Below are 23944 nucleotides of genomic sequence, written 5' to 3' on the forward strand. Positions count from 1 at the left end.
GTAGCTCAATTGGATAGAGCGTTTGACTACGGATCAAAAGGTTAGGGGTTCGACTCCTCTCGGGCGCGCCATRAACGGGAAGTAGCTCAGCTTGGTAGAGCACTTGGTTTGGGACCAAGGGGTCGCAGGTTCGAATCCTGTCTTCCCGATCAGAAGTATCATAGGACCTTAGTTTAATTGTTTAGAGTAGAAGGTTCATCAGTTACAATATCGGAGGAATACCCAAGTCCGGCTGAAGGGATCGGTCTTGAAAACCGACAGGGGTGTCAAAGCCCGCGGGGGTTCGAATCCCTCTTCCTCCTCCATTTATTTTTATCATCATCGCGGGTTCAATTCCTACTGCCCCTGCCATTTTAGATACATATGAGGATTATGGGCCTATAGCTCAGCTGGTTAGAGCGCACGCCTGATAAGCGTGAGGTCGGTGGTTCGAGTCCACTTAGGCCCACCAGTATAACAAACCGTTAAGTTAAACTTAAAAAACAATCACGGCCCGTTGGTCAAGTGGTTAAGACACCGCCCTTTCACGGCGGTAACACGGGTTCGAATCCCGTACGGGTCATCGAAAGAGCAGTTTGCAAATGCAAACTGCTCTTTTATTTATGTTAGATAACTACAGATTTTGATTGAGACTGTATAAAATTCTAATGTGAAAACTTCAAAATTTTTGAGTCTAATCTCTGAAATTTGAACATAACGATACTAGTACTTTAAGAATAACACTAGGATAACGTGCTATAATGGATAAAACTGAATACTAGGGGTAATGAATAATGGAGGAATTAAAGCGAAAAAACCAAGGTGCTGCGGAACTAGACGAAAAGGGATTTAAGTGGATGCGTTTCGTCAGCTTCTTTATGATTGTGAACCTCATTTTCACCGTAGCTTTAGTAGCAGTTGTTCTAATAGTTCCACAAATTCAAGAAACTTTTCAATGGGTAGCATTTGGTGTATATGGGTTTACAGTTCTTTATCTCATCTTTATGCGTGAAGTAGCCTTTAAAAAGACATATGGTTCTTTAGCAGTTTGGATGCGCACTGTATGGAATTTTAGTTTTATTGCTAGTGCGTTTGGGGCCATTAGCATGTTTATAGGGAACACTCACTGGACTTTATTTTAAAGGAATCTGTCTTCTTGTGTTGAAAGTGAAAGTAAGGGAGGAATTTATATGAATCCATATGAACAATTACAATTAAACAAAGAAGTAGAAGCGATTGCTAAACAACGAATTGAAATTCATAAACAGCGAATAAAGCTATCTGAAGAGTTAGAGCAAGACTTTGATAATACAGAGCTCCAAAATAAAATTATTGAGTTAGAAGAAGAAAGTCAAAAACTAAAGAAAAAGAGTGAAGCTTTACAAGCTAACTATTAAACATCCTCTCAGGGTGTTTTTTTAATCAACGTATTTTAAAAAAACTGTGATTTTATTGAAGCTATAAGCTTGATTATGAACAAACTGTTGAGTCACTTATTTTGTTAGGACGTCCAATAAAATTAGGAAACGAAGAAAACTTTACTTCCTTGCCTCATATACTTTTACCTTATTGTAAAATGTCTCTTTCTTCATGCCTACCTCTGATTTAAAAGAAAAAGTGGAAGATAAAATACAGTCCAAGACAGAGTAGCTGCATTCGAGTATGTAGTTTGGCTATGCTTTGAATGGGATTCACAATGCTAATTCTAAATAAGTTTGCTTTGATTCCCATGTAGACTACATTTAAAAGGGAAGCACATATCAAGAATATGAGATAAAACGTTGGAATAGCCAATAATGTTATAATAATAAACAAGTTGGTATAAAGGAGTTGGTACTATCACCATACAAAATCTTATTGACTTAAAAGATTTAGAATTGCCATTTGTTTTTTATTATGACGGGGATTTCGTACGTCAATCAATTAAAAATGGAACGAACATACTAGAAAGATATGATTACGTCGGAGAAGCTGAATTAGAATTACTTCAAGAAACTGGATTTATTGAAATTTGTATAGAGGGTTATGGTGGGATGAGAATAGGTGATAAAATTGATGTCTCTGTTGGTAATTTAGAAACTAAAAATGTTACCGAACCATTTGTTTTAGAAAAACTTGATAAGCGATTTTATTTTTTAATACCCTTTCATCCTTATTGGGTGAGTACACTGGAAGATGGGGGTATCCTCATCTCATATTCTATAAAAAGTGTACTAAATATGACGACTTATAGTTCTGAAACAGTACGTTTTCATAAAGATATTCTATCTAGCTCAACTGTATATTAAAATAAATGTAGTAGCTTAATCTATTGCTTGTTAATATGCTGTTAGATATGTATCTTTTTAGAAAAAATAAAATAACTTACTGAAATAGCCTTTATATAGAACAGAACAAGCAGATTCTTAATTATTAAGAGCCTGCTTGTTTTACTTTATACCCAGCATTAGATTCTTTATTTAACAGCTTCTTTAAATTCTTTTCCTGGCTTAAAGGCTGGAGCCTTTGTAGCATCAATAAATTCAGCTTTATTCATATCTAAATACCTCATTCCTTACTGTGTATAGTCTGTATAGACAAAAAATATATCATAGTTTCCTTATAAGGATCAAACCTATGCTCTTTAAATGCATCTGCTAGAAAACTCTAAAAAAAGTTAACATTGCATGTTTTGTTTCCTTTTTGTTAGGGAAATGGAAATAAAAGAAAGATAAAAATGATTAAAAATGAGGAGAAGGAGTGGCGAAAAAGTGGTATATAGTCAAGTAGTAAGAAAACCTGAGTTTCAACAAGCGGAATCGGAAGGGTTAAATGAAGCCATTCACGAGTACATAACTCGTCGTACACGTCACAATGCACCGGTTGTGGATGCGCTTCGATATATTATGACCATTGAACATAAACATGAACGCATGCAGGTAGCAGCAGAACTGTTCGGATCAGCTATTCAGCGTGTAAAAGATCAAGATATTATTCAATATCTAAAAAAATGCGGAAGCTACAAAAGGATTTCTGATACGATGGAATAAAAACGTTTTCTTTGAAAAAGCGCCTTTAATGAGAGGGGGCTTTTTTTGTTTCCTCCATTTAAAAGCGAGGGTAAATACATAGAATTCTTCCAATTTGTGCATAGTAAATGAAGCAGAATTAATTGAGGAAGAGACAGAGTTGTGTATCTGACTGCGGGGGCGAATGTTAAGGTCTAGCATAAAGTCTTCATTACAGATACCCACTCTTGAATAAATGAAGATTTACGTATGTATCCCTAGCAGGAGGTTGAGTGCATGAGTCAAGAAATACCGTTAAGTTCAAGTGAAATTGCTACTCTTTGGATGACCTATCAGCAAAAGACAATGATCGGAAGAATTTTAGAATATTTTATTGCGCACGCAGAAGATGACGGGGCAAAAGAAATTATGCAAGATACGCATAGGCAAGTGGTGAACTACATTGAAGATATCAAAACAATTTTACAGAATGAAGGGGCTTCCATACCAGTAGGATATACAGAAAAAGATGTAAATATAGGCGTTCCTAAGCTCTATGATAAGATGTTTGATATTATGTTTCTTCGCCTTTTAAAAGAAATTAGTATGGGGCTACATACGCTTCATTTAACCATGTCCTACAGAAAAGACATAATCTCTCTCTATAAAGAGCTTACCGCTTTCACGCAAAATGGCTATGACAAATGTATAGATTATCTTCAGGATAAAAACGTGCTTCCAAGGCCTCCAGCTGTTTCCGTACCTAAAAAAGCGAAGTTTGCTGAAGGCACAGATTACATGAATGGAATCCATTTATTTTCGAGTAAACGGGCATTAAATACTGTAGAGGTAGCACATATTTATTACGCAATTGAAAGCAACATTTTTGGCATGCAAATGATCACAGGGTTCGCTCAAGTAGCAAGTGAGCCTCAAGTGAAGAAGTACTTTGTAAAAGGAAAAGAGCTGGCTAAAAAAATTGTAAGTGATTATAGTAAAATTCTTTTGGAAAGCGATATTCAGACGCCTGCGACGTGGGGAGCGAAAGCGACCGAGTCAAAAGTAGCACCCTTTTCAGATAAACTAATGATGTACTGCGTGAGTTTATTCTGCAGTTTCGGGCTAGGAAGCAACGCTTTAGGCACTGCGTTTAGTTTACGTGGAGATCTTCCTCTTACTCTTGTCAGTACCGCCAAAGACATTTTAACATACGGGCAAGACGGGGGAAAAATCATGGCTAAAAACGGATGGCTTGAAGAACCGCCAAGTATGGAAGACCGAAATGATTTGATTAAATAGAAAAGCATAATACATTACGAAAACTTCTTTTTTTGAAAGAAGTTTTTTCTTTTGCATAAAAAATGTCGTTATTTGTTCGTTTAACGGTTTGTTTTTTGAATAAAAAGGATATATAAACTATAAATTTACAATTTTATACTAAAAAGGGAGGTTGTTGCATATGAAGTGGTACATAAAAGTGTTGAAAAATTACGGGACGTTTTCTGGCAGAGCAAGCCGAACTGAATACTGGATGTTTGTATTGGTCAACTTTGTTATTTCATTTATTCTTTCTTTCATTCATTCAGCTCGTTATTGATAAGCCTCTTTTTCTGCCGGTAATCTATTCGCTATTGATTGCAGTCCCTTCGTTAGCGGTAGGAGCAAGAAGACTCCACGATACGGGAAAAAGCGGATGGTGGCAGCTTATTACATTGGTTCCACTGATTGGCGGTATTTGGCTGATTATTTTATTCTGTCAGCCTAGCGATCCAAAAGAAAATCGTTTCGGTACAATGGCCAAAGCAGCATAATTAGAACTCCCCCTTAGGTAAGGGGGAGTTTTTTAGTGGACAGGTTCTACTATAGCGCCATCATAAGCCGATTGGTAAATAGCTCTTATGTCTTTCTCATGAAGAGGCAAAGGGCTGCGAGCAAGAATTCGTTTTTGCTGGACGCCATCTTCTGTTAGCTTTTGAAGGGCACTTTCTGGAATATCAAATCCGCGAAGGGTTTGAGGAATGCCTACGTCTTCGACAAGTGACTGCAGCTGTTTTACACACTGATAAGAAGCTTCTTCTGTTGATAAAGAGTTAGCGTTTCCGCCCAGTGCTTCAAAAATATCTCGCATCTTTTCCACACAGCTGCTGCGTATGTAACCCATCACATATGGAAGCAATACGGCGTTTGATTCACCGTGTGAAATATGAAACTGTCCACCTAACGGATAAGCAAGCGCATGAACACCAGCAACACCAGCGTTAAAAAAAGCAAGGCCCGCTAAATAGCTTCCGTAGCTCATCTGAGTTCGCGCTTCTTTATCTTTGCCATTTTCTACAGCTGTTCGCAAAGAAGAGCTAATCATGCGTATAGCCTTTAGTGCTAAGGCATCGGTTGCTGGATTTGCATTTACTGATACATAAGCTTCAACGGCATGAGTTAATGCATCAACCCCTGTAGCCGCCGTTACTTTAGAAGGCACGCTTAGCGTAAGCTCAGGATCTACAATCGCAGCGTCTGCAAGCAAATAGTCGTGGGTCACAACGTCTTTGGTGCTTTCAAGAGATAATACAGAAATATTCGTTACTTCTGAGCCCGTGCCGGAAGTTGTGGGAATTAAAATTTTAGGAAGACCTTTTTTTGAAATTTGTTTTGTACCAGTTAAGTTCAAGTATTCTTCTACAGCGCCGTCGTGAACGGCTAAAACGGCCGTAAGTTTTGCTAAATCTAACGCGCTGCCGCCGCCAACCCCAATGACTAAATCAAATTTTCGGCTTTTTGCGTAGGATACGAGTTTTTCACCGAGTGCTAAAGGCGGTTCTGGTGCCGTATCTGCATATACATCTACTTCGTATCCATTTTTAATGAGGGGAGAACTCACTTTATCCACAAGTCCAATGTCTTTTAACACGGGATCTGTGACAATTAAAATATGAGCAGGGTGATATTTTTTTACTTCCGGAAGCAGTTGCTGAAGTGATCCCCATCCTGTATAGCTAAGAGGGGTAAAAACTAGTTTTGACACAGTCATTCTTTTATCCTCCTATAGGCACTGTTTTGTTGGCGGTTTCAAAGATGTGGTTTTGCTTCTACGTATATTATAATGAAGTATCGCAAATTTTTCATTGAATACAAATTAGCTGTCACGAAAAAATTGAGCTTTACTTCACAGAGGCAAAGGATGGGGAAATGTTGAGATACGTAACAAAAGAATTAGCTCAGAAAATTGTGTGTAGAACGATGGAGATTATTGATTGCAACATTAACGTGATGAACGAAAAAGGAGTCATTATTGGTTCGGGTGACAAAAAGCGAATGAATCAAATCCACGAAGGAGCGTTGATGGTATTAAAAAGCGGCAGTTCCTACGAAATTACTCAACAGCAGGCTGACTCGCTGCGCGGGGCTAAACCGGGCGTGAATTTGCCTATTTTCTTTAACGGAGAAATTGTTGGAGTCGTGGGATTAACAGGACTGCCAGAACAGATTCGTAATTACGGAGAACTCGTGCGCATGGCGGCTGAAATGATTTTTCAAGAAATGATTTTAATAGAGGAAATTCAATGGGATGAGCGATTAAAAGAAGAGGTGGTTCATCAGCTTCTTCAGCAAGAAGAGCCGTTTGACTCTTTATTTTTTGACCGGGCGAATCGCTTTGATGTTAATTTATACCTTCCACGAGTGGCAGTGATTGTTACAGCGGACAATCGCCATGAAGTTATGAAGCTTGTAAAGAAATACATAGCTAACAATGACCTATACGCTATGCTTCCAGACGGAGTGGTCATATTAAAATCTACAGAAGCAGGCAGCGCTAGCAGCTATGCGGAACAGCTGGAAAAACAGCTTCGGGCGTCTGGTATGGTGTGTAAGTTAGCGGCAGGATCTGTTCAAGCTGACTTTAAAGGCCTTCATGTATCTTATCAGCAGGCAAAAGATACGCTTGCCGTCGGCTCAAAGCTTCACCCAGAAGCTGTTTTCTACTGCTATTCGGATTATCAAATTCCCGTGCTGTTACGTCAAAGCGCCGGTTTTCAAGAAAATCATGATCTGTTGCATCACTATGAAAAGCTGAAGGAATACGATAAGAAAAAAGAACTTATCGAAACGTTAACGGTCTACATAGAAGAAAATGGCGAAGGAAGCACAGCAGCTAAAAAGCTTTTTATACATCGAAATACGCTAAGCTACCGTCTAGATAAAATCCAAAGCATTACGGGAAAAGATCCAAGAAAAGTCAAAGACCTTCTTGAACTGTATGTAGCGCTACTGCTATCTAAAATTTCATAACTGTGCACGTGCATAAAAGATCTTGCGATAGTGAGGTCTTTTTCTGTTGAAGTGACTAATGAAAGAATATAAGATAGCGCTTACAATTAACATTAGGGACAGGAGAAATAAGAAAGGGGATGGCTTTATGGACGTTCAAGTAAGCGCGTTAGGCGCGATTTGTGCATTAGTAATTGCTATTATATTAATCTTAAAGAAAGTAGCTCCCGCATACGGAATGATAGCCGGAGCTTTACTTGGCGGACTGATTGGCGGAGTTAATATTGCTGATACCGTTAATTTAATGATTGAAGGGGCACAAGGCATCATTCCCGCAGTGCTGCGGATTCTTGCAGCTGGTATATTGGCCGGGGTATTAATAGAATCGGGTGCTGCAGCGGTTATAGCAGAAACCATTGTAAAAAAACTAGGGGAAACAAAAGCGCTTTTAGCTCTAGCGCTAGCCACACTCATTCTTACGACAGTAGGTGTGTTTGTTGATGTGGCTGTGATCACAGTGGCGCCTATTGCTTTAGCCATTGCTAAACGTACGGGTATGTCAAAGCCTGCTATTTTATTAGCAATGATTGGAGGAGGAAAGGCAGGAAATTTAATGTCTCCTAATCCTAACGCTATTGCTGCTTCGGATGCATTTAATATTCCGCTTACATCCGTGATGGCTGCAGGAATTATTCCCGCTGTATTTGGCGTAGCGGTCACTTATCTAGTAGCCAAACGATTAGTGAAAAAAGGAACAATGGTTCAAGCTGAAGAAATAGATACAGTGGATGCAAGCAGCTTGCCGCTGTTTTTAACAGCCATCATAGCACCCATTGTTACCATCGTGCTGCTGGCACTGCGACCGCTTTTTGACCTTAATATTGATCCAATGGTTGCGCTTCCTGTAGGAGGAATTGTTGGTGCTATTGTGATGAAAAAAGGAAAACAGCTTAATACATATGCTATTTCTGGATTAGGAAAAATGTCAGGTGTAGCCATTATGCTACTTGGAACGGGGACATTAGCAGGTATTATTGCTAACTCCCAGCTAAAAGACGTTATTATTCAAGGCTTGTCTGCCATTGGATTGCCCGCTTATGTTTTAGCTCCGGTTTCAGGTATTTTTATGTCAGCGGCAACCGCTTCGACAACGGCAGGAACAGCAGTCGCAAGCCAAGTTTTTGGATCGACAATTTTAGAGCTAGGCGTTTCTGCTTTAGCCGGAGCTGCTATGGTTCATGCCGGGGCGACCGTACTTGATCACCTCCCGCACGGAAGCTTTTTCCACGCAACGGGCGGAAGTGTAAATATGAAAATAAAAGAACGTTTAAAATTAATCCCTTACGAATCGCTTATTGGACTCATTATGGCAATTGTATCCACGCTGATATTTGGTGTATTAAAGCTATATGGCTAAAAACTAAAAGGAGTGTTTACGCATGAAAATTGTGATTGCACCGGATTCATTTAAAGAAAGCTTAACAGCTCTGAACGTTTGTGAAGCGGTTGAAAAAGGAATAAGAACTCATTTTCCTAACGCGGAGATTAGTAAAGTACCTATGGCAGACGGAGGAGAAGGAACCGTTCAGTCGCTTGTGGACGCGACGGGCGGACAAATCATACAAGCTAAAGTAACGGGACCTTTAGGTAAAGAGGTGGAAGCTTTTTATGGAATTCTTGGAGACGGCAAAGCGGCTGTTATTGAAATGGCAGCCGCTTCAGGCCTTCATCATGTTCCGGTGGATAAACGCAATCCGTTTATCACAACAACGCGAGGAACCGGTGAGCTCATTCTCAAAGCGTTAGATCATAAAGTGAAGCATATCATTATTGGCATCGGAGGAAGTGCTACAAATGATGGAGGAGCCGGTATGGCAAAAGCTTTAGGGGCAAAGCTTATTGATGCTAACGGAGCAGAAATAAAAGAAGGAGGCGGCAGTTTAAACCAGTTAGCTGCTATTGATCTGACAAACTTGGATTCCCGGCTTGCTGAAGTCAAAGTAGAAGTGGCTTGCGATGTAGACAATCCGTTAACGGGTGAAACCGGAGCATCTGCGGTATTTGGCCCTCAAAAAGGCGCAACTCCTGATATAGTTAAACAGCTTGACCGTAATCTAGCTCATTACGCAGCAGTTATTGAAAAAGAAATGGATATTCATATTCAGAACGTTCCTGGTGCCGGGGCGGCAGGAGGACTAGGAGGGGGCCTGCTGGCATTTTTATCTGCGGAGTTAAAGCCAGGTGTAGACATTGTCATTGAAGCTACTCAGCTAGAAAGCTATATTAAAGATGCTGACCTTGTCATTACCGGTGAAGGAAGAATAGATGGACAAACCATTTACGGAAAAACCCCCATTGGCGTAGCAAAAACAGCAAAAAAGCATAGCGTTCCCGTGATAGCGATAGCAGGGAGCATTGGAGCGGGAAGCGAAGCTGTGTATGAACACGGTATTTCTGCTTTATTCAGCGTCGTGCCCGGGGCGGTCGACCTGTCAGAAGCACTGGCAAAAGCCGTTGAAAACATTGAAAGAACCGCTAAAAACGTGGCGTCAGTTATACGCTTAGGCATCAAGTGAAGAAGTTACAGTTTTTATTGTTCTCTTTTTAATAAATAGTAAAAGGTCTCTTTCATCAGAAGAGGCCTTTTTTTCGTTTAGTACTGAAGTAAGCTGCTATCATTCTTTTGAATTTTATATAGGAAATAGAACTAAACGTTTTCTGAAGCGTCATAGTAAGTAAGCAGTTACAAAGATTCGCTAGCATGGGCATCTGCTTGTTAAATGCTACTTACGGAAAGGAGAGGTAAACGTGCAAAAAAAGTTTAGGTTCTTGAGAATTTTACGAAACATGATAGTAGCTATGTTAGGGAGATGCATCATTTGGGTTGTAACGAATCAAGTTATAACGGCAGTAGAAAAGAAAAAGTACCCGCCTATTGGTCAATTAGTAGAGGTTAATGGCAGAGATATTCATGTATATACAAAAGGTAAAGGGGAAAATACAATTGTACTACTAAGCGGCTTGGGAACGACTGCGCCTGCACTCGATTTTGAACCTTTAGTAAATGAACTGTCGAAGGATAATAAAGTTGTGGTAGTAGAACCATTTGGATACGGATGGAGTGACATTACGGATAAAAAACGTACCGTAGAAAATAGTGTATTCTTCTAAATTTGTTAACATAAAAACGGACCTCCGTGTAGGCGTATTTTTACATAATTATAGCAAAAAAAGAGCTGAAACTATTTTCAGCTCTTTCTTTTTACAGCCCAGTCCTCCACAATTCCCGTGAATTCATCTAGGTGTTCTTCAAATATCCGATTTCGATGTCCGTTTGCTCCGGATGGATGAGGAAAGCCAAATAAATACGTATGCCTAGAAAACGAAGGTTCATTTGAAAGCTTTCTTAAAACATTCTCAACCGCTTTTCCTAGTGGAACAATTAAACATGGATTCTTTATTTCGCTCAATTCATGTGGAAACACTTCAAAGGCATAGCGAGAAAGAAGGGCTGAGCGTTCAATTGGCGGCTGGTGCCCCGTGTAGTTTTTTCCTTTATAAAACACAGGATATTTCAGTACGGACGTTGTATGCAGCAAATCTCTCTGTGAAGCAAATAGCTCAGCGGCACCGTTAATGCCCATGACTTTTGCAATTCCGCATTGATCTAACATGTCTATTAAATTGACTCTCATCGTTCCGCTAAAGCTAGCTGCTTTTTTTGTTTCGTACAGGACTTGTTCAAGCTGATGATGATGAGACAGGCTGGAAACGCATTGTTTAAAAGCGGTTTTCATTTGAAACCAGCCTGGTGTGATGCCGGCAATGACAATATGAGCGTCTGGATTTATGTAATCGTTATGAGGCGAGTAGTACATGCTTAATTCACGTTCTTGAGCGATTAAAAAGTCTTTTTGCAACAGCTGTTCTTTCGTAAAATTCATATTATGCAATTGTTGAAGGGCAGGCAGACATTGTTGAAAATAAGAATGTTGGCTAATCATAGGCTCTCTCTTTCCTTATCATTATTTCTTCTTTTATTTTCCCCAACAAACCGTTTTATATCAAATATGAACAAATTCTTACGAAAATTAATATTTACTAAAAGTTTACTTAAGTTTTAGTACGGTTTGATAAAAACAAAGTAGTAATAGCAGCGTTTTTGTCATTTTAACAGCGAAACTAACAAAAGAAATGAAGGATTTTGGAGAATATTTTAATAAATTTACTGAAATTTTAAAATTATTTATTGAAAGCGTTTTATTAATGTGCTATTCTTCCAATATAAGAGATAAATATTTAGTAAAAATAGAAGATTATAATAGAGAGGTAAAAAGATGGCAACTTTAAAAGATATAGCGGCGTACGCTAATGTTTCCAGTTCAACTGTATCCAGAGTACTAAATAATGATCATACGCTTTCTGTATCTGAGGTTACTCGTGAACGCATTCTCCATGCAGCCAAAGAGCTGCAATATACGCCCGTGAAGATACGAAAAGGAACGGCAAACGGAAAGGATATAGAAGCTCCTCAAATAGGTATTATTTTTGCTCAATCCCTTGAAGAAGAGTTAGTAGACCCTTTTTTCTCCTCTATTCGCCATGGAATAGAAAGTGAATGCGCAGAAAAAGAAATTTTTACAGTAAAGTCATTTAGGCTAAAAGGCATGAAGCAAGAAGAGCTGTTGCAGGATCTTGATGGAGTGATTGTAGTGGGAAGAGTTAGTCCAGAAACGGTTCAAGAAGTGAGCAATCATTTAGATACTATTGTTTTTATTAATCACAAAGCGGATGAGGATTTGTACGATTCGGTCATGATTGATTTTGAGAAAGCTACTAAACACGCATTAAATCATTTATTTGATCTCGGTTATAAAAGAATTGGCTATATCGGAGGGACAGAAAGAGAACATTATATCAATGGAAGTTCTATTATTGAAGATCAGCGTCAAACGGTTTTTGAACGCGTTATGCATGAAAAAGGCCTGCTCGATTCTGAGAAAGTTTATATAGGAGAGTACTCAATGACTGAAGGCTATGAGCTGATGGGACAAGCGATTAAGCAAGGAAATCTTCCGGAGGCATTTTTTATCGCAAGTGATGCAATGGCGATAGGAGCAATGCGTGCCCTGCAGCAATCAAATATAAAGGTTCCTGAAGACGTAGCGATTGTAAGCTTTGATGATGTGGACATCGCAGCATTTGCGAGCACGCCGCTCACAACGGTTAAAGTATATACTGAAGAAATGGGAAGGCAGGCTGTTAAAATGCTAGTAGATCGGTTAAGCGGCAGATCCGTTCCTTTAAAAGTCATGGTGCCGACTAAATTAATTTATCGTGAAAGCTGCGGAGCCTTACTCAAAAAACAGTAGCCTAAAAGCTATAACTTGAAAGGGGGTGATAGAAAAGAAGAATTCATACATAAAGAGTGATGAGGGGGAAGAAAAATAGAAAAAACCATAGAAAAAGCAGGTTAAAAAGCCCTAGAAACTACATACTTATTGGCAGATAAGTATGTAAATGAAAAAGCTTTTTCATCTCTAGGACTCTTTGAACCTTTGTAAAAGTATAGGATTAAATTATAAGTGACTTTATTTCGTTGTGCAATGAATTTGTCTATGTATAAATAACTGAATATTCAGTTATTTATGTCTTGATAGAGTATAAGGAGGAAAAAAGATAAATGAAAAAGCTTACGTATCTTTTCGTTCTATTACTAGTCTTTTCTGTTGTGGCAGCGGGCTGCGGAAATAAAGAAGCGGCAACAGGCGGAAATGGGAAAACAACGCTAACGCTTTTTTCTACGATGAGTAATAAAGGGGAGAGAAAAGCGCTTCAAAATGCGATTGCAGAATTTGAAAAACAAAATCCAGATATTAAAATTGATGCGAATTTTCCGGGTAACGGCTATGAAGATATGCTTCGTGTGAAAATGGGTGCAAATGATATGCCCGATTTATTTGATACGCACGGCTGGTCTCAGCTTCGCTACGGGGAGTATGTAGCAGATTTAAAAGATATGGATTGGGTTCAGCATTTAGATCCGGCGCTGAATCAAATTTTAAAAGATAAAAGCGGCAAAGTGTATGCGTATCCTTTAAATCAAGCAAAAGACGGAATTAGTTATAATGCGACGCTATTAGAAAAATACGGAATAAAGCCTCCTAACACAATAGATGAATTTATAACAGCGTTAGAAACAGTAAAGAAGAAAAGTAAAGGAGAAGTAGCGCCTCTATGGATCCCAGGAGGAGAAAATGGCAATATTGCTCAAGTGTTTGATCAGCTGGCTACACCTCAGCTTATTACAGCAAAAAATAAGAACTACGCTAAGCAGTTGGAAAAAGGAACATTTAATTGGTCAAACTACACGCCGCTAGCGGAAACAATGGCAGAAATGAAGAAAAAAGGATTGCTGAATGAAGATGTATTAACCGCAAAAGTATCTCAAGCAACAGAATTAATGGCTCAAAATAAAATTGCTTTTACATTTGTTGGCGGATCTCTTGGGCCGGATGCAACAGAATTAAATCCTGAAGTAAAAGTAGGAACGATACCGGTGCCTGCTATTCATAAAGGCGGTACGCAAAGCTGGATCGGCGGAGAGCGCTTTACTCTTGCTGCGTGGAAAGATTCTAAGCACCTTAAAGAAGCCAAGAAATTTATTGAATTTGTGTCACAGCCGGAAGTTGCCAAAAAAATTGCAGAAGGAACGTCTTCAGCATCGGCTCTGACAAACAATAAAACCCAAAACTACTACTCTGAATACTACGATAAGTATAACGATATTAAAGTTGAGCCATACTTCGACCGAAAGTATTTACCGAGCGGCATGTGGGCAGTAATGTCTTCTACAGGTCAAGAATTCCTAGCGGGAAGTTTAACGCCAAAGCAATTATCAAATGAGATGGAAAAAGAGTACAAGCGTCTCAGTAAACAATAGAATAGTGTGCAAAAGTTCCTTGTTCGCCGAGAAGCAGGGAGATAGGCTCCTGCTTCTTTTCAACACAAGCTGAAATAGGAGTGAACACGATGAATGAATTAGTCAGGAAAGAGCCAGTTTCTGTAGTAAGAGATACGGAAAAACGAAAGAAAAAATTAAAAACAGAATCCTCTTTATGGTGGATGTACCTTCCCGGCTTAGTAATTATCACCGTTTTTATTATCTATCCTTTTATTAACGGAATTAGACTTTCCTTTACTAATTGGAATGGATTTTCACAAACGTACGATTGGATTGGGATCCAGCAGTATAAACGTTTGCTTGCAGATCCAACGACTTGGCTTGTGATAAAAAATACGCTGCTCTACGGAATAGGCAGTACTATTTTTCAAAATATTATTGGCTTGTTATACGCTTTGCTTCTGAATCAAAGCATTAAAATGAAAGCTGTAACAAGAACAATTGTCTACCTTCCGGTTATTATCAGCCCAATTATTATGGGGTATATCTGGTACTTCTTTTTTGCCTACCAAGGAGGCGCTTTAAATGACCTTCTTGTATTTTTAGGCTTTGAGAAGATTAATGCTTTGGGAACTCCGGAGCTTAATTCTTGGATTATCGTGTTCGTCAATACGTATCAATTTGTTGGAATTGCGATGATTATTTATTTAGCGGGGCTGCAAAGTATTTCAAAAGATTACTACGAGGCAGCGCAGCTTGACGGAGCATCTGCTCTTCAGCAGTTTAAAAACATCACTCTTCCATTGCTTATGCCTTCTATTACAATTAACGTCGTTTTAAATATTATCGGGGGTTTAAAACTGTTTGACGTCATTGTTGCGCTGACAGGAGGAGGACCTGGAGATGCATCACAGTCGATGTCTACTTTTATGTATGACTTATATTTTAGAAGACAAGACGCCGGCTATGCAGCAACTCAAGGTGTGTGCATGGCGCTTATTATCTTAGTCATTAGCTTATCAGCACTTGTGTACTTTAAACGAAAGGAGACAGAAGCGTGATGGACTATACAAACAAACGGAAAAAACGATTTTTTACCTTTCTAGCTCTTTGTATAACGCTCGTTCATATTGTCCCTTTTTATATTCTAGTTACGACTTCTTTAAAAGCAACCGGGGATTTTAGTTCCAAATGGGTATTTCCAAAAAGCATACACCTTGAAAATTTCACAGCGGCTTGGGAGCAAGCGAACTTAGGAAACTCTTTTGTTAATACATTTATCATTACATTCGTTTCGGCGATTCTGCTTATTTTTTTAGGATCAATGGCTGCGTATCCTTTAGCGCGCCGACAAACGAAATTAAATAAGTACGTCTATTTTATCTTTATTGCCGTGATGGTAATACCGCCTTTAACAGCGCTAGTTCCGCTGTACAAAATGGTTGTGAATATGGGAATGATGAACACGTACCAAATTGCCATTTTAAATAATGTCGCAGCATTTTTGCCGCTAACGATCTTTTTGTATGCGGGCTTCATTCGCTCCACTATTTCTAAAGAGCTCGAGGAAGCAGCAAGAATTGACGGTGCCGGTACGTTAACGATTTTCTTTAAAATCGTATTTCCGCTGCTAAAGCCTGTTACTGCATCCATTTTAATTATTGCTAGCGTCTATATTTGGAACGACTATCAGTTTGCAATTTTCTTCCTTCAAGATAAGGAAATGCATACATTAACCGTTACGTTAGCAAGCTTTTTTGCCGAAAATCAAAATAATCTTAGCTTAGTAGGAGCAGCTGCGATTATTGCGATGCTTCCAATGACCATTTTATTTTTAGTGCTACAAAAATACTTTATTGCAGGGCTTTCATCAGGATCTGTGAAAGGATAAAACCAATACGAGGAAGGAAGATGACGATGTCTAAAATCACATTTATCGGAGCGGGAAGTACAGTTTTTGCAAAAAATATTTTAGGAGACTGCATGTTTGTGCCTGCTTTAGCTGGCTTTGAATTTGCGCTATACGATATAGATGCTGAGCGTTTAAGAGATTCGGAAAATATGCTAAACAATTTAAAAGAAAACTATAAAGTGAATATTACGGTTAAAGCCTATTTAAACCGAAGAGAAGCTTTAACAGGAGCAAAGTATGTGATTAACGCGATTCAAGTAGGCGGATACAAGCCAAGCACCGTCATTGATTTTGAAATTCCTAAAAAATACGGCTTGCGTCAGACGATTGGAGATACAGTAGGAATTGGAGGAATCTTCAGATCACTGCGCACGATTCCAGTGCTGTTTGATTTTGCAAAAGACATTGAAGAAGTATGTCCAGATGCGCTGTTTTTAAATTACACCAATCCAATGGCAACACTAACGGGTGCAATGCTGCGCTATACCAATGTAAAGACGGTAGGCCTTTGTCACAGTGTTCAAGTATGTACAAAAGATTTATTTGATTCTCTCGGAATGGATCATGAAGGAATACAAGAGAAAATCGCAGGCATTAACCATATGGCATGGCTGCTAGAAGTAAAAAGAGATGGACAAGACTTATACCCAGAAATCAAGCGTCTAGCAAAAGAAAAGCAAAAGACAAAGCATCACGATATGGTGCGTTTTGAGCTAATGGATAAGTTCGGCTACTATATTACCGAATCGTCTGAGCATAATGCAGAGTATCATCCATACTTTATTAAACATAAATATCCAAATCTTGTTGATCAGTTTAACATCCCTCTTGATGAATATCCTCGCCGATGCGAAGAGCAAATTAGCAATTGGGAATCAATGAGAGAAGAAATGGTCAACAACAGTCAGCTAACTCATACACGTTCACATGAGTACGGCTCTAGAATTATTGAAGCGATAGAGACAAACGTGCCGTTTAAATTTGCCGGTAACGTATTAAATACCGGAGGCTTAATTAGTAACCTGCCGACAAAAGCGTGCGTAGAAGTTCCATGTGTTGTAGACCGAAGCGGCATTATGCCGACTTATGTAGGAGACTTACCAGAGCAGCTTGCGGCGTTAAATCGCACGAATATTAATACTCAATTATTAACAATTGAAGCAGCTGTCACTAGAAAAAGAGAGCACATCTATCAAGCTGCGATGCTAGATCCTCATACAAATGCGGAATTATCCATGGATGACATCATTCGTATGTGCGATGATTTAATTGAAGCTCACGGTGAGTGGCTGCCTGATTTTACAGGTAAAGTGAACCAATACGTGTAATAAAAGAATCCTCGGCTGTGATCGGCTGAGGATTTTTTGTGCTTAGGAAAAGGAGGGAATATCATCCAAATGGATATTGACATTTAAAAAACTTCATCATACACTGTAAGAAGCAAGTCATTTCATACTAAGAAAGGAAAGGTACCGTAGACAATGGATAAGTAATCCTATTTTTTTAGACATTCTTTTAAAACTTTATTTTAAATGAACATTTGTCTAGATAGGATTAGTCTGTACATTTTTAGGTGCCATTTCTATATGTCTTATATGAATTGATTTCTCCCTTTTTTTACTCTATAAAAGGGTGCATATTTGCGTATGCCTAATTATGACCTCTAATCCTCTCTAGAAATCCTAGGGAGGTTTTTTTATGTTATTGTTAGAAGCTATAAATATTGAAAAAAGCTATGGAGACCGCCTGCTGTTTCAAGCAGAGAAGCTTCAAGTACATCGCGGAGAGCGAATTGGAATTGTTGGAAAAAATGGAGAAGGCAAATCGACTTTGCTTCATATTTTAATGAAAAAAATGAGTCCGGATCAAGGAATTGTGCAAACGTATGGCTGTTCCTCACTGATTCCGCAGCTTGACGTTCAACCTACAGGAGCTGTATCTCCCGAGATGAAAAGTCAGTGGAACGTGCCAAATGAAGCGGACTTTCTTAGCGGAGGAGAAGAAACCAGAAAGAAAATTGCTGCTGCTCTTTCATCGGGCGCGGAACTACTTGCAGCCGATGAGCCAACGAGCCACTTAGATGTAAAAGGCGTAGAGAAATTTGAAGAAGAAATGAAGGCTTTTACAGGCAGTTTGCTGCTGATTTCACATGATCGAGAATTATTAAACCGCCTCTGTACGTCTATTTGGGAAGTAGAAGACGGCAAAGTTCACTGCTATGAAGGCAATTATCAAGAGTATGTGACGCAAAAAAAACATGCAATTGAAAGACAGCAGTTTGAGTATGAGCAGTATGTAAAAGAAAAGCAGAGGCTTGAACTGGCGTCTGAAGAAAAAAGCCAAAAATCAAAGTCGCTTAAAAAAGCGCCGAGCCGTATGGGGAACTCTGAAGCGAGACTTCATAAACGAGCGGTCGGAAAACAAAAAGCCAAGCTAGATAGAAGCGCAAAAGCGATTGAAACAAGAATTGAAAAGCTAGAGAAAAAAGAAAAGCCAAAAGAAATGGAAGAAATTCATTTTGATTTATCTCAATTTCACCAAGTACACAGCAAGCAGGTACTAAGCTTTGACAAAGTCTCAGCATCAGCTGGTGACCATATCTTGTTTCAAAACCTAAAAGGCGGTGTGAAGCCAGGCGCGAAAGTAGCGATTGTCGGTCAAAACGGCGCCGGAAAATCTACGCTGCTGAATATGATTGAGCAGCAAACAGAAGGCATCACGGTTGCGAAGCCTGTAAAACTTGGCTTTTTCCATCAGCGTCTTGAAAATCTAGATCCCGCTAAAAACATTTTAGAAAACATTAAAGAAGACAGCCCGTACACCGAGCAGTTTATTCGTACGGTACTATCGCGCTTACTTTTTAAACGTGAAGACGTGTATAAAAAAGTAGAGATGCTAAGCGGAGGAGAACGAGTGAAAACGGCATTAGCAAAAGTCTTTTTAGGAAACTACAACGTTCTTCTTTTAGATGAACCGACCAACTATCTCGATCTTCATACAAAAGAAGCGCTTCAAGAAGTGTTAAAAGCTTATCCAGGGACGATTTTATTTGTGACGCACGACCGTTACTTTGTTAAAAAGCTTGCGACGCATGTTTTGACGTTAAAACAGTCTAAAGCAGAGCTCGCGGCGATTGAAGATACGGGTAAAAGCAAAAAAGCGTCACAGCAGCAAAATGAAGCCGAGAAACTTGCGCTTCAACTAGAATTAACAAAAGTAATTAGCGAGCTTTCTATCACGCCAGAAGGAAAAGAAAAGCAGCGGCTTGAAAAAAGATATGAAGAGCTGTTAGAAGAAAGAAAACGATTAAATAGAAAGGAAGGATAATATCACTTCGCCTAATAATGAATACGATGACGTTACTGAACATCAAAAGCGTATTGAAGGAAAAATAACGGATATGAATGTAAAAGGAACGCCCAAAAGAATAAAATGGATTGGCTATGGAATCATCATTTTCTTTGTGATCCTTATTCTAACGATGATCATCGGCGTATTTATCAATTAAAATAAAAAACAGCCGCTTCAACACTGAAGCGGCCGTTTTTTATTTGCCTACTTTTGTAACGATCGCATCTCCGTTTTTTCCAACTCGTACAGTAGCAAAACGAGCTTCGCTTTCCACTTTGCTGCCGGTTCCTTCTGGAATAAAGTAATGCTCAATTCCGTACTGAATTCCCCATTCGTGATACGTCCCCGTAATGACAACGTCTTTCTTTTTAGAAGTATACGGCTTATTCCAGTCATCATCCGCTTGGTAGATTTTTGCGTATTCATACACGCCTTGTTTGTTAGGGCGAAGAACGAGCTTCACTTTTTCACCGTCTTTTACATGAGGTAATGTAACGTGCGCAATGGCGTAATTCAGCTCAACGTAATCGCCTTGCAGCAGCGAGCGCGGATCGATCGGCTGTAAAGCGAGCTTAATTTCTTTTCCGTTTTGAAGAAGCACTTCGTTTTTGGTAAAAATGCCGCCCAGAATAATGAGCTGAACAAGAATGATGATCCATACAGCGGTTCGGCTGCGGTCAAGAAACGAAGGCTGCGGCTGATCAGGCGTTGACAGGTCCCATTTCCTGCTTAGGAAAAGAAAGATAAGACCTAAAATAACAAGCACAAGTGATTTATTAAATAAATCCCACACAAAGTCGTAATATTTCATCGCTAAAAAAACAAACCAGAAAATCATGCCGACAATAAAATCATATTTTGGCTCTTTTCGTACCGTCACAAATAAGAAGACAGTCGAAATCACAAAAAACACCGTGCAGTAAATGATATTTAAAAAAGAAGGTTCGCTTAATTCAGTCAGCGACAGTAAAAAGATAAAAGCAAGAAGCAGCGCTGCTTTTTTAAACGCGTGGTGTACGTTTATCGCGTATACAGCGGCATTTAATAGAAACAAAGCGAGCAGCACATAATCTATTTTGATAGTGTCATAGTAAGTAGTCGGAACCTTTATTAACAGAAGCCCTTGCACTAGCACAAAAAGCAACAGGCGAACGGGCGTATGTTTAGTGAATACTAAAAGCGCTACAAGTGCGATGACGTAGATAAAAAACAGAATGTCGTTCACAAAAAAAGAAGCGCCGCCGCTAATTAATACGCCCATCATTAAAAGCGTATATTTTACCGTTGGAATATCTGCTTTAATCAAATAACATGCCACAATCAACAAAACGCCGATCACAAGCATTCCGTTCGGTGGGTATGTTCCTGTAATAAGTGTGATGAGTCCTCCTAAAGAGCTGCTGCCGATCACCGATGCAATAGCCGTAATCCCAATTACCGCTATTCGTTTGATTACGCGGAGCGAGGTTTTTTGTGCTGACGTGTTGGCAGTGAGCCATTTGACAAACCACACGCTTGCACCAATAAATAAAATCACGAATCCTAACGCTAAAAAAAGCGACCATTCAGCGTAGTGTTTAAAAATAAAAGAGAAAAACTGTTCAATAACAAATAAAGCAAATGCCACGATGGAAATCCCTAAAAATGACCTTTGCGGCTCCACTTTTGAAAAATAAAAAAAGGAGCTTAGTAAAAACAGCAAATAAAAAATAATAAGACCAATCCGTAAGCTAGAGCTGCCTGTAAAATCCGGCAGGGAAACAGTTAAAAAAATGTAGTGAAACAAACAAAACGCCGCATACATGATCACAGGAGACGAGAGGTGTTTCTTTTTTATGATCCAAAAGATGAGTAAGTTCACAAACGCCATTGCTGCGTAAAGTAAAAGCGTCTCTTGCTCGCCTCGCTGTGAAACTGCGCCTGTTGGTGAAATGAAAAAAGCCATGGTGAATTGAAATAAAACAAACGATAACACGTAAAATGGCTGATACTTTGTAAAAAAGCTAAACAAAATAACCGGCACAAGCCAAATTAAAAACAGCCAGTACGATTCAGCGTGCGTGTTGTAAATTTGAGAAAGAAGCGCGATGCTTAATCCAAATGAAAGAGCGCCGGCCAAAAGCGTCCAGTGACTTAAAAACGCCTGCTGAGGAAGCAGCTTTCGCACCGCAAATGCACTTCCGTAAAACAGCAGCATCAGCCCCACGCTCAGCGCAATTTTAGTGTAGCGGTCAAAGCCTTGCCAGTTCGATGCAAAGAAATATAAAATGCCGGACAAAACAAGAGCCAACCCCAGTAAATAACCGAGTCTTACGAGCTTTTCTCTCATACTCAACCTCCTCTTTATATTATGTATATACTAGCGCATGTTTAAATATTTGGAAATAGAAAGAATGAATGCGTTTTAACAAAAAAATTGTGTAAAAAGGCCTTTTAGTGGCGTGGAAATAACAAGTGAAGTAGTCCAAAAATCTTGATAAATTGTCAATGGTAAGATAGTTTTCTTACATAAGAGAAGTGCTAACGCAAATCCAGCAGGATACAGCACCTGCTAACATGAAAAAACTAGCGGAACTGTCACCTGCAGAGCAAGCAGTGGAACTTGAAAAAAGCCCATATCTGCAGGCGCTCAACGATTCTTCCGCTGTGGGCATGCTAACGTCTCAACAGATTCTTCAAAACGCTACGGGCGTTGAGGGAATGCTTATGCAGTCGGTGGTAAGTCAGGGGCAGGTTAGAGATGTGGCACCTGAAAAAACTGCTGAATCCTTTGACTTTACAGAAATCTGCGAGAACCCTGCGGCTAAAAAAGAAGAAACCGGTATAAAAGCTGTAGTCAAAGACGTAGGAGAAGGTGCTATAACTTTAGCAAAAGGCACAGTTACGGGTAATAAAGGAGTAGCACAAGACATTTGGGCCGGTATGGGAGAGCGAGCAGATAAACGGTACAACTCCTTGTATGACTTTGGAAACTATATAACGATGGGCGGATTTGATGAAGCTGTTGCCTTCAAAGAGGGGCTGAATGAACGAGGGAAAAATTCTTTGGATTCACCGTATGACTTTGTCAATCACGCAACAATGGGACTCTTAGATGTAGGAAAGCAGGCGCTTAATCCTGACAAACCTCTCTCAAAAGAGCACTGGGAAAGCAGCATGTTTCTGTTTGCGAGCGTAATTGGAGGAGCGAAACCCGCAGGCGCCGTAAAATCCGTTCCAAAAGTAACAAACGTTCCGCGTGTACCTGCCCATAAAGCAACCAAAACATTGAGTGATATGCGGAATGTCGTCAGCGCAAAAGCAGCAAGCAATTGGTCGAAAAAGGTGTATGAACCTGTTCAGAAGCAGTTTCAACTTTTACTAGATGCTGAGATACCGACTTTACGTCCTCAACCTCAACTGTCAGGGATAGGAGAGGCGTTACCTGGAAAGACCTTTGGGGAAGCGTTAAATGGGTTAACGACGTATAAGATGGGAAATGTCTCGAAAGGTCAGTCCAAAGCGTTGGAGAAAGTGGAAGAGTCGGGTAGTAAGGCGAATGTTAAGGGGGCCAATGATCAGGGGGCTGTCGCTAAGGGTACGGGTAATCTTAAATTTAAAGAAGGCTACTATGTTGAACATACAATAGGGCCAGTTGAAAAGTTTACTGAACGTAATGGTATTAGTGGTGGACATAATTATGATGAGTTTAAAAATTATTTTAATAGTAATTCTAACAAATATGAGTTAGGACCTGTTGTTAAAAAGGAACATCCAGATATAGATGGAATTTTTGAGATAGAATATAAAGTAAAATATGAAAAAATGGATTATACAGGAAAAAACGGGACTGGTGAATACAAAGTAATACCTAATAGAGATAAAATGTATAAAAAGACAGTGTATGATCCAAAAATTATTTCAAATGATGAAATAATAGATTTTAGCAAAAAGGCAATGGAAGAGGGTTTAAACAATAAAAGAGAAATTCCACTATTAAAACAAAAGAAGATAAAAATACAAGGACAAACAGACTATAATGGAAAAATATTGAAATTTGAAGGTATTATGAATTCCGAAACTGGAGAGATAGAGAATGCTTATCCAGTAGTAGAATGGGTGGATTAGTATGAACGTATATGAAGAGTTTATTGAGATAATGAAACAGAACAATTTAAATAAAGAGGCAGTTATTGATGTTTTGAATATATATGTAAATGGACGTAACTTTTTACAACACTTAGAAGATTTTAAAAATAAAGAGGGAGAGCGTCGGGAATATAATGGAGTTATTTATTCAGATGAATATGAACAAGATGATGAGGAGTATTTTGGACAAAATAAAGTTTTATTTTATTCTGGTGATGGTGATGATGACTATGATATTGTGAATTATGACGAACTGTACCAGTATTTAAGTGCTGCATGTGAATTTTATATAGGGGAAAATTCTGAAAAGAAAGAGATTATTGAAGAGTTGTTGATGAAAATTAAAGGCAAATATGCTTATTAAATAAATGATAGTAAAAGCACTTCTGAATAAATCCAGAAGTGCTTTTTTCTTGA

At 39.1% G+C, this 23944-nt stretch carries 22 protein-coding genes and 4 tRNA genes; 23 read left to right on the forward strand and 3 right to left on the reverse strand.

Features of this window, described 5'->3' with window-relative positions:
• Positions 1-75 precede the first annotated feature (75 nt).
• The 11 genes from AC1DEF_RS05890 (at position 76) to AC1DEF_RS05940 (ending at position 4777) form a co-directional block, all read left to right on the forward strand.
• A tRNA-Pro gene (locus AC1DEF_RS05890) sits at positions 76-149 on the forward strand.
• Positions 150-212: 63 nt separating this feature from the next.
• A tRNA-Ser gene (locus tag AC1DEF_RS05895) sits at positions 213-305 on the forward strand.
• Between the two features lie 69 nt (positions 306-374).
• Positions 375-451, forward strand: a tRNA-Ile gene (locus tag AC1DEF_RS05900).
• A gap of 39 nt (positions 452-490) precedes the next feature.
• Positions 491-562 (forward strand) — tRNA-Glu (locus tag AC1DEF_RS05905).
• 211 nt (positions 563-773) lie between these two features.
• Positions 774-1121, forward strand: a complete 348-nt coding sequence (locus AC1DEF_RS05910; protein WP_025753676.1) for a hypothetical protein — start codon at positions 774-776, stop codon at positions 1119-1121.
• A 48-nt stretch (positions 1122-1169) separates the two neighbouring features.
• Entirely contained in the window at positions 1170-1376 is a 207-nt protein-coding gene (locus tag AC1DEF_RS05915) for a hypothetical protein (protein ID WP_016766132.1), read from the forward strand.
• Between the two features lie 480 nt (positions 1377-1856).
• Positions 1857-2267, forward strand: coding sequence for a hypothetical protein (locus AC1DEF_RS05920; protein ID WP_097825327.1), 411 nt, complete (start codon positions 1857-1859; stop codon positions 2265-2267).
• 462 nt (positions 2268-2729) lie between these two features.
• Complete coding sequence (locus tag AC1DEF_RS05925) at positions 2730-3008, forward strand: hypothetical protein (RefSeq protein WP_028408159.1); 279 nt, start codon at positions 2730-2732, stop codon at positions 3006-3008.
• Between the two features lie 255 nt (positions 3009-3263).
• Positions 3264-4265: a DUF3231 family protein gene (locus tag AC1DEF_RS05930; protein ID WP_097825328.1), complete on the forward strand. Its 1002-nt coding sequence runs from the start codon at positions 3264-3266 to the stop codon at positions 4263-4265.
• Between the two features lie 160 nt (positions 4266-4425).
• Positions 4426-4563, forward strand: coding sequence for a DUF805 domain-containing protein (locus tag AC1DEF_RS05935; RefSeq protein WP_255255822.1), 138 nt, complete (start codon positions 4426-4428; stop codon positions 4561-4563).
• 34 nt (positions 4564-4597) lie between these two features.
• Entirely contained in the window at positions 4598-4777 is a 180-nt protein-coding gene (locus AC1DEF_RS05940; protein ID WP_477727318.1) for a DUF805 domain-containing protein, read from the forward strand.
• Positions 4778-4809: 32 nt separating this feature from the next.
• On the opposite strand, the gene AC1DEF_RS05945 is transcribed toward AC1DEF_RS05940, so the two are convergent.
• Positions 4810-5994, reverse strand: coding sequence for an iron-containing alcohol dehydrogenase (locus AC1DEF_RS05945; protein WP_097825329.1), 1185 nt, complete (start codon positions 5992-5994; stop codon positions 4810-4812).
• 158 nt (positions 5995-6152) lie between these two features.
• Here AC1DEF_RS05945 and AC1DEF_RS05950 point away from each other — a divergent pair, with 158 nt between their 5' ends.
• From AC1DEF_RS05950 to AC1DEF_RS05965, 4 genes are all read left to right on the forward strand, one after another.
• Entirely contained in the window at positions 6153-7253 is a 1101-nt protein-coding gene (locus AC1DEF_RS05950) for a sugar diacid recognition domain-containing protein (RefSeq protein WP_255255824.1), read from the forward strand.
• Positions 7254-7380: 127 nt separating this feature from the next.
• Entirely contained in the window at positions 7381-8649 is a 1269-nt protein-coding gene (locus tag AC1DEF_RS05955; protein WP_097825331.1) for a GntP family permease, read from the forward strand.
• A 22-nt stretch (positions 8650-8671) separates the two neighbouring features.
• Positions 8672-9808: a glycerate kinase gene (locus tag AC1DEF_RS05960; protein WP_097825332.1), complete on the forward strand. Its 1137-nt coding sequence runs from the start codon at positions 8672-8674 to the stop codon at positions 9806-9808.
• Positions 9809-10040: 232 nt separating this feature from the next.
• Complete coding sequence (locus AC1DEF_RS05965) at positions 10041-10403, forward strand: alpha/beta fold hydrolase (protein ID WP_255255825.1); 363 nt, start codon at positions 10041-10043, stop codon at positions 10401-10403.
• A gap of 77 nt (positions 10404-10480) precedes the next feature.
• On the opposite strand, the gene AC1DEF_RS05970 is transcribed toward AC1DEF_RS05965, so the two are convergent.
• Positions 10481-11236: a hypothetical protein gene (locus AC1DEF_RS05970; RefSeq protein ID WP_097825333.1), complete on the reverse strand. Its 756-nt coding sequence runs from the start codon at positions 11234-11236 to the stop codon at positions 10481-10483.
• Between the two features lie 333 nt (positions 11237-11569).
• Between AC1DEF_RS05970 and AC1DEF_RS05975 the strand changes: the two genes are divergently transcribed.
• The 6 genes from AC1DEF_RS05975 to abc-f all read left to right on the forward strand — a co-directional run bounded on the left by AC1DEF_RS05975 (position 11570) and on the right by abc-f (position 19375).
• Entirely contained in the window at positions 11570-12604 is a 1035-nt protein-coding gene (locus tag AC1DEF_RS05975) for a LacI family DNA-binding transcriptional regulator (RefSeq protein WP_097825334.1), read from the forward strand.
• Positions 12605-12915: 311 nt separating this feature from the next.
• Positions 12916-14175, forward strand: coding sequence for an ABC transporter substrate-binding protein (locus tag AC1DEF_RS05980; RefSeq protein WP_097825335.1), 1260 nt, complete (start codon positions 12916-12918; stop codon positions 14173-14175).
• Positions 14176-14264: 89 nt separating this feature from the next.
• On the forward strand, positions 14265-15197 hold the full coding sequence (locus AC1DEF_RS05985) for a carbohydrate ABC transporter permease (RefSeq protein WP_097825336.1): 933 nt from the start codon (positions 14265-14267) through the stop codon (positions 15195-15197).
• On the forward strand, positions 15197-16027 hold the full coding sequence (locus tag AC1DEF_RS05990; protein WP_014459693.1) for a carbohydrate ABC transporter permease: 831 nt from the start codon (positions 15197-15199) through the stop codon (positions 16025-16027). Before AC1DEF_RS05985 ends, AC1DEF_RS05990 begins: the two co-directional genes overlap by 1 nt.
• A gap of 26 nt (positions 16028-16053) precedes the next feature.
• Positions 16054-17376, forward strand: coding sequence for an alpha-glucosidase/alpha-galactosidase (gene melA, locus AC1DEF_RS05995; protein ID WP_013057450.1), 1323 nt, complete (start codon positions 16054-16056; stop codon positions 17374-17376).
• A 370-nt stretch (positions 17377-17746) separates the two neighbouring features.
• On the forward strand, positions 17747-19375 hold the full coding sequence (abc-f, locus tag AC1DEF_RS06000; protein ID WP_097825337.1) for a ribosomal protection-like ABC-F family protein: 1629 nt from the start codon (positions 17747-17749) through the stop codon (positions 19373-19375).
• Positions 19376-19595: 220 nt separating this feature from the next.
• Here abc-f and AC1DEF_RS06005 read toward each other — a convergent pair whose 3' ends face one another.
• Positions 19596-21728: a GDYXXLXY domain-containing protein gene (locus AC1DEF_RS06005; RefSeq protein ID WP_097825338.1), complete on the reverse strand. Its 2133-nt coding sequence runs from the start codon at positions 21726-21728 to the stop codon at positions 19596-19598.
• Between the two features lie 227 nt (positions 21729-21955).
• Between AC1DEF_RS06005 and AC1DEF_RS06010 the strand changes: the two genes are divergently transcribed.
• Positions 21956-23506 carry a CdiA family toxin C-terminal domain-containing protein gene (locus AC1DEF_RS06010; RefSeq protein ID WP_477727319.1) on the forward strand — a complete coding sequence of 517 codons (1551 nt, stop codon included), beginning with the start codon at positions 21956-21958 and terminating at the stop codon, positions 23504-23506.
• 1 nt (position 23507) lies between these two features.
• On the forward strand, positions 23508-23891 hold the full coding sequence (gene cdiI / locus AC1DEF_RS06015) for a ribonuclease toxin immunity protein CdiI (protein WP_097825339.1): 384 nt from the start codon (positions 23508-23510) through the stop codon (positions 23889-23891).
• Positions 23892-23944 lie beyond the last annotated feature (53 nt).

It is taken from the genome of Priestia sp. 10L35, assembly GCF_056395685.1.

What these genes read in the sequence shown, in the direction of transcription:
- AC1DEF_RS05910 (WP_025753676.1), top strand. Translation starts at nt 774, where the DNA reads ATGGAGGAATTAAAGCGAAAAAACCAAGGTGCTGCGGAACTAGACGAA.
- AC1DEF_RS05915 (WP_016766132.1), top strand. Translation starts at nt 1,170, where the DNA reads ATGAATCCATATGAACAATTACAATTAAACAAAGAAGTAGAAGCGATT.
- AC1DEF_RS05930 (WP_097825328.1), top strand. Translation starts at nt 3,264, where the DNA reads ATGAGTCAAGAAATACCGTTAAGTTCAAGTGAAATTGCTACTCTTTGG.
- AC1DEF_RS05935 (WP_255255822.1), top strand. Translation starts at nt 4,426, where the DNA reads ATGAAGTGGTACATAAAAGTGTTGAAAAATTACGGGACGTTTTCTGGC.
- AC1DEF_RS05945 (WP_097825329.1), bottom strand. Translation starts at nt 5,994, where the DNA reads ATGACTGTGTCAAAACTAGTTTTTACCCCTCTTAGCTATACAGGATGG.
- AC1DEF_RS05950 (WP_255255824.1), top strand. Translation starts at nt 6,153, where the DNA reads ATGTTGAGATACGTAACAAAAGAATTAGCTCAGAAAATTGTGTGTAGA.
- AC1DEF_RS05955 (WP_097825331.1), top strand. Translation starts at nt 7,381, where the DNA reads ATGGACGTTCAAGTAAGCGCGTTAGGCGCGATTTGTGCATTAGTAATT.
- AC1DEF_RS05960 (WP_097825332.1), top strand. Translation starts at nt 8,672, where the DNA reads ATGAAAATTGTGATTGCACCGGATTCATTTAAAGAAAGCTTAACAGCT.
- AC1DEF_RS05970 (WP_097825333.1), bottom strand. Translation starts at nt 11,236, where the DNA reads ATGATTAGCCAACATTCTTATTTTCAACAATGTCTGCCTGCCCTTCAA.
- AC1DEF_RS05975 (WP_097825334.1), top strand. Translation starts at nt 11,570, where the DNA reads ATGGCAACTTTAAAAGATATAGCGGCGTACGCTAATGTTTCCAGTTCA.
- AC1DEF_RS05980 (WP_097825335.1), top strand. Translation starts at nt 12,916, where the DNA reads ATGAAAAAGCTTACGTATCTTTTCGTTCTATTACTAGTCTTTTCTGTT.
- AC1DEF_RS05985 (WP_097825336.1), top strand. Translation starts at nt 14,265, where the DNA reads ATGAATGAATTAGTCAGGAAAGAGCCAGTTTCTGTAGTAAGAGATACG.
- AC1DEF_RS05990 (WP_014459693.1), top strand. Translation starts at nt 15,197, where the DNA reads ATGGACTATACAAACAAACGGAAAAAACGATTTTTTACCTTTCTAGCT.
- melA (WP_013057450.1), top strand. Translation starts at nt 16,054, where the DNA reads ATGTCTAAAATCACATTTATCGGAGCGGGAAGTACAGTTTTTGCAAAA.
- abc-f (WP_097825337.1), top strand. Translation starts at nt 17,747, where the DNA reads ATGTTATTGTTAGAAGCTATAAATATTGAAAAAAGCTATGGAGACCGC.
- AC1DEF_RS06005 (WP_097825338.1), bottom strand. Translation starts at nt 21,728, where the DNA reads ATGAGAGAAAAGCTCGTAAGACTCGGTTATTTACTGGGGTTGGCTCTT.
- AC1DEF_RS06010 (WP_477727319.1), top strand. Translation starts at nt 21,956, where the DNA reads ATGAAAAAACTAGCGGAACTGTCACCTGCAGAGCAAGCAGTGGAACTT.
- cdiI (WP_097825339.1), top strand. Translation starts at nt 23,508, where the DNA reads ATGAACGTATATGAAGAGTTTATTGAGATAATGAAACAGAACAATTTA.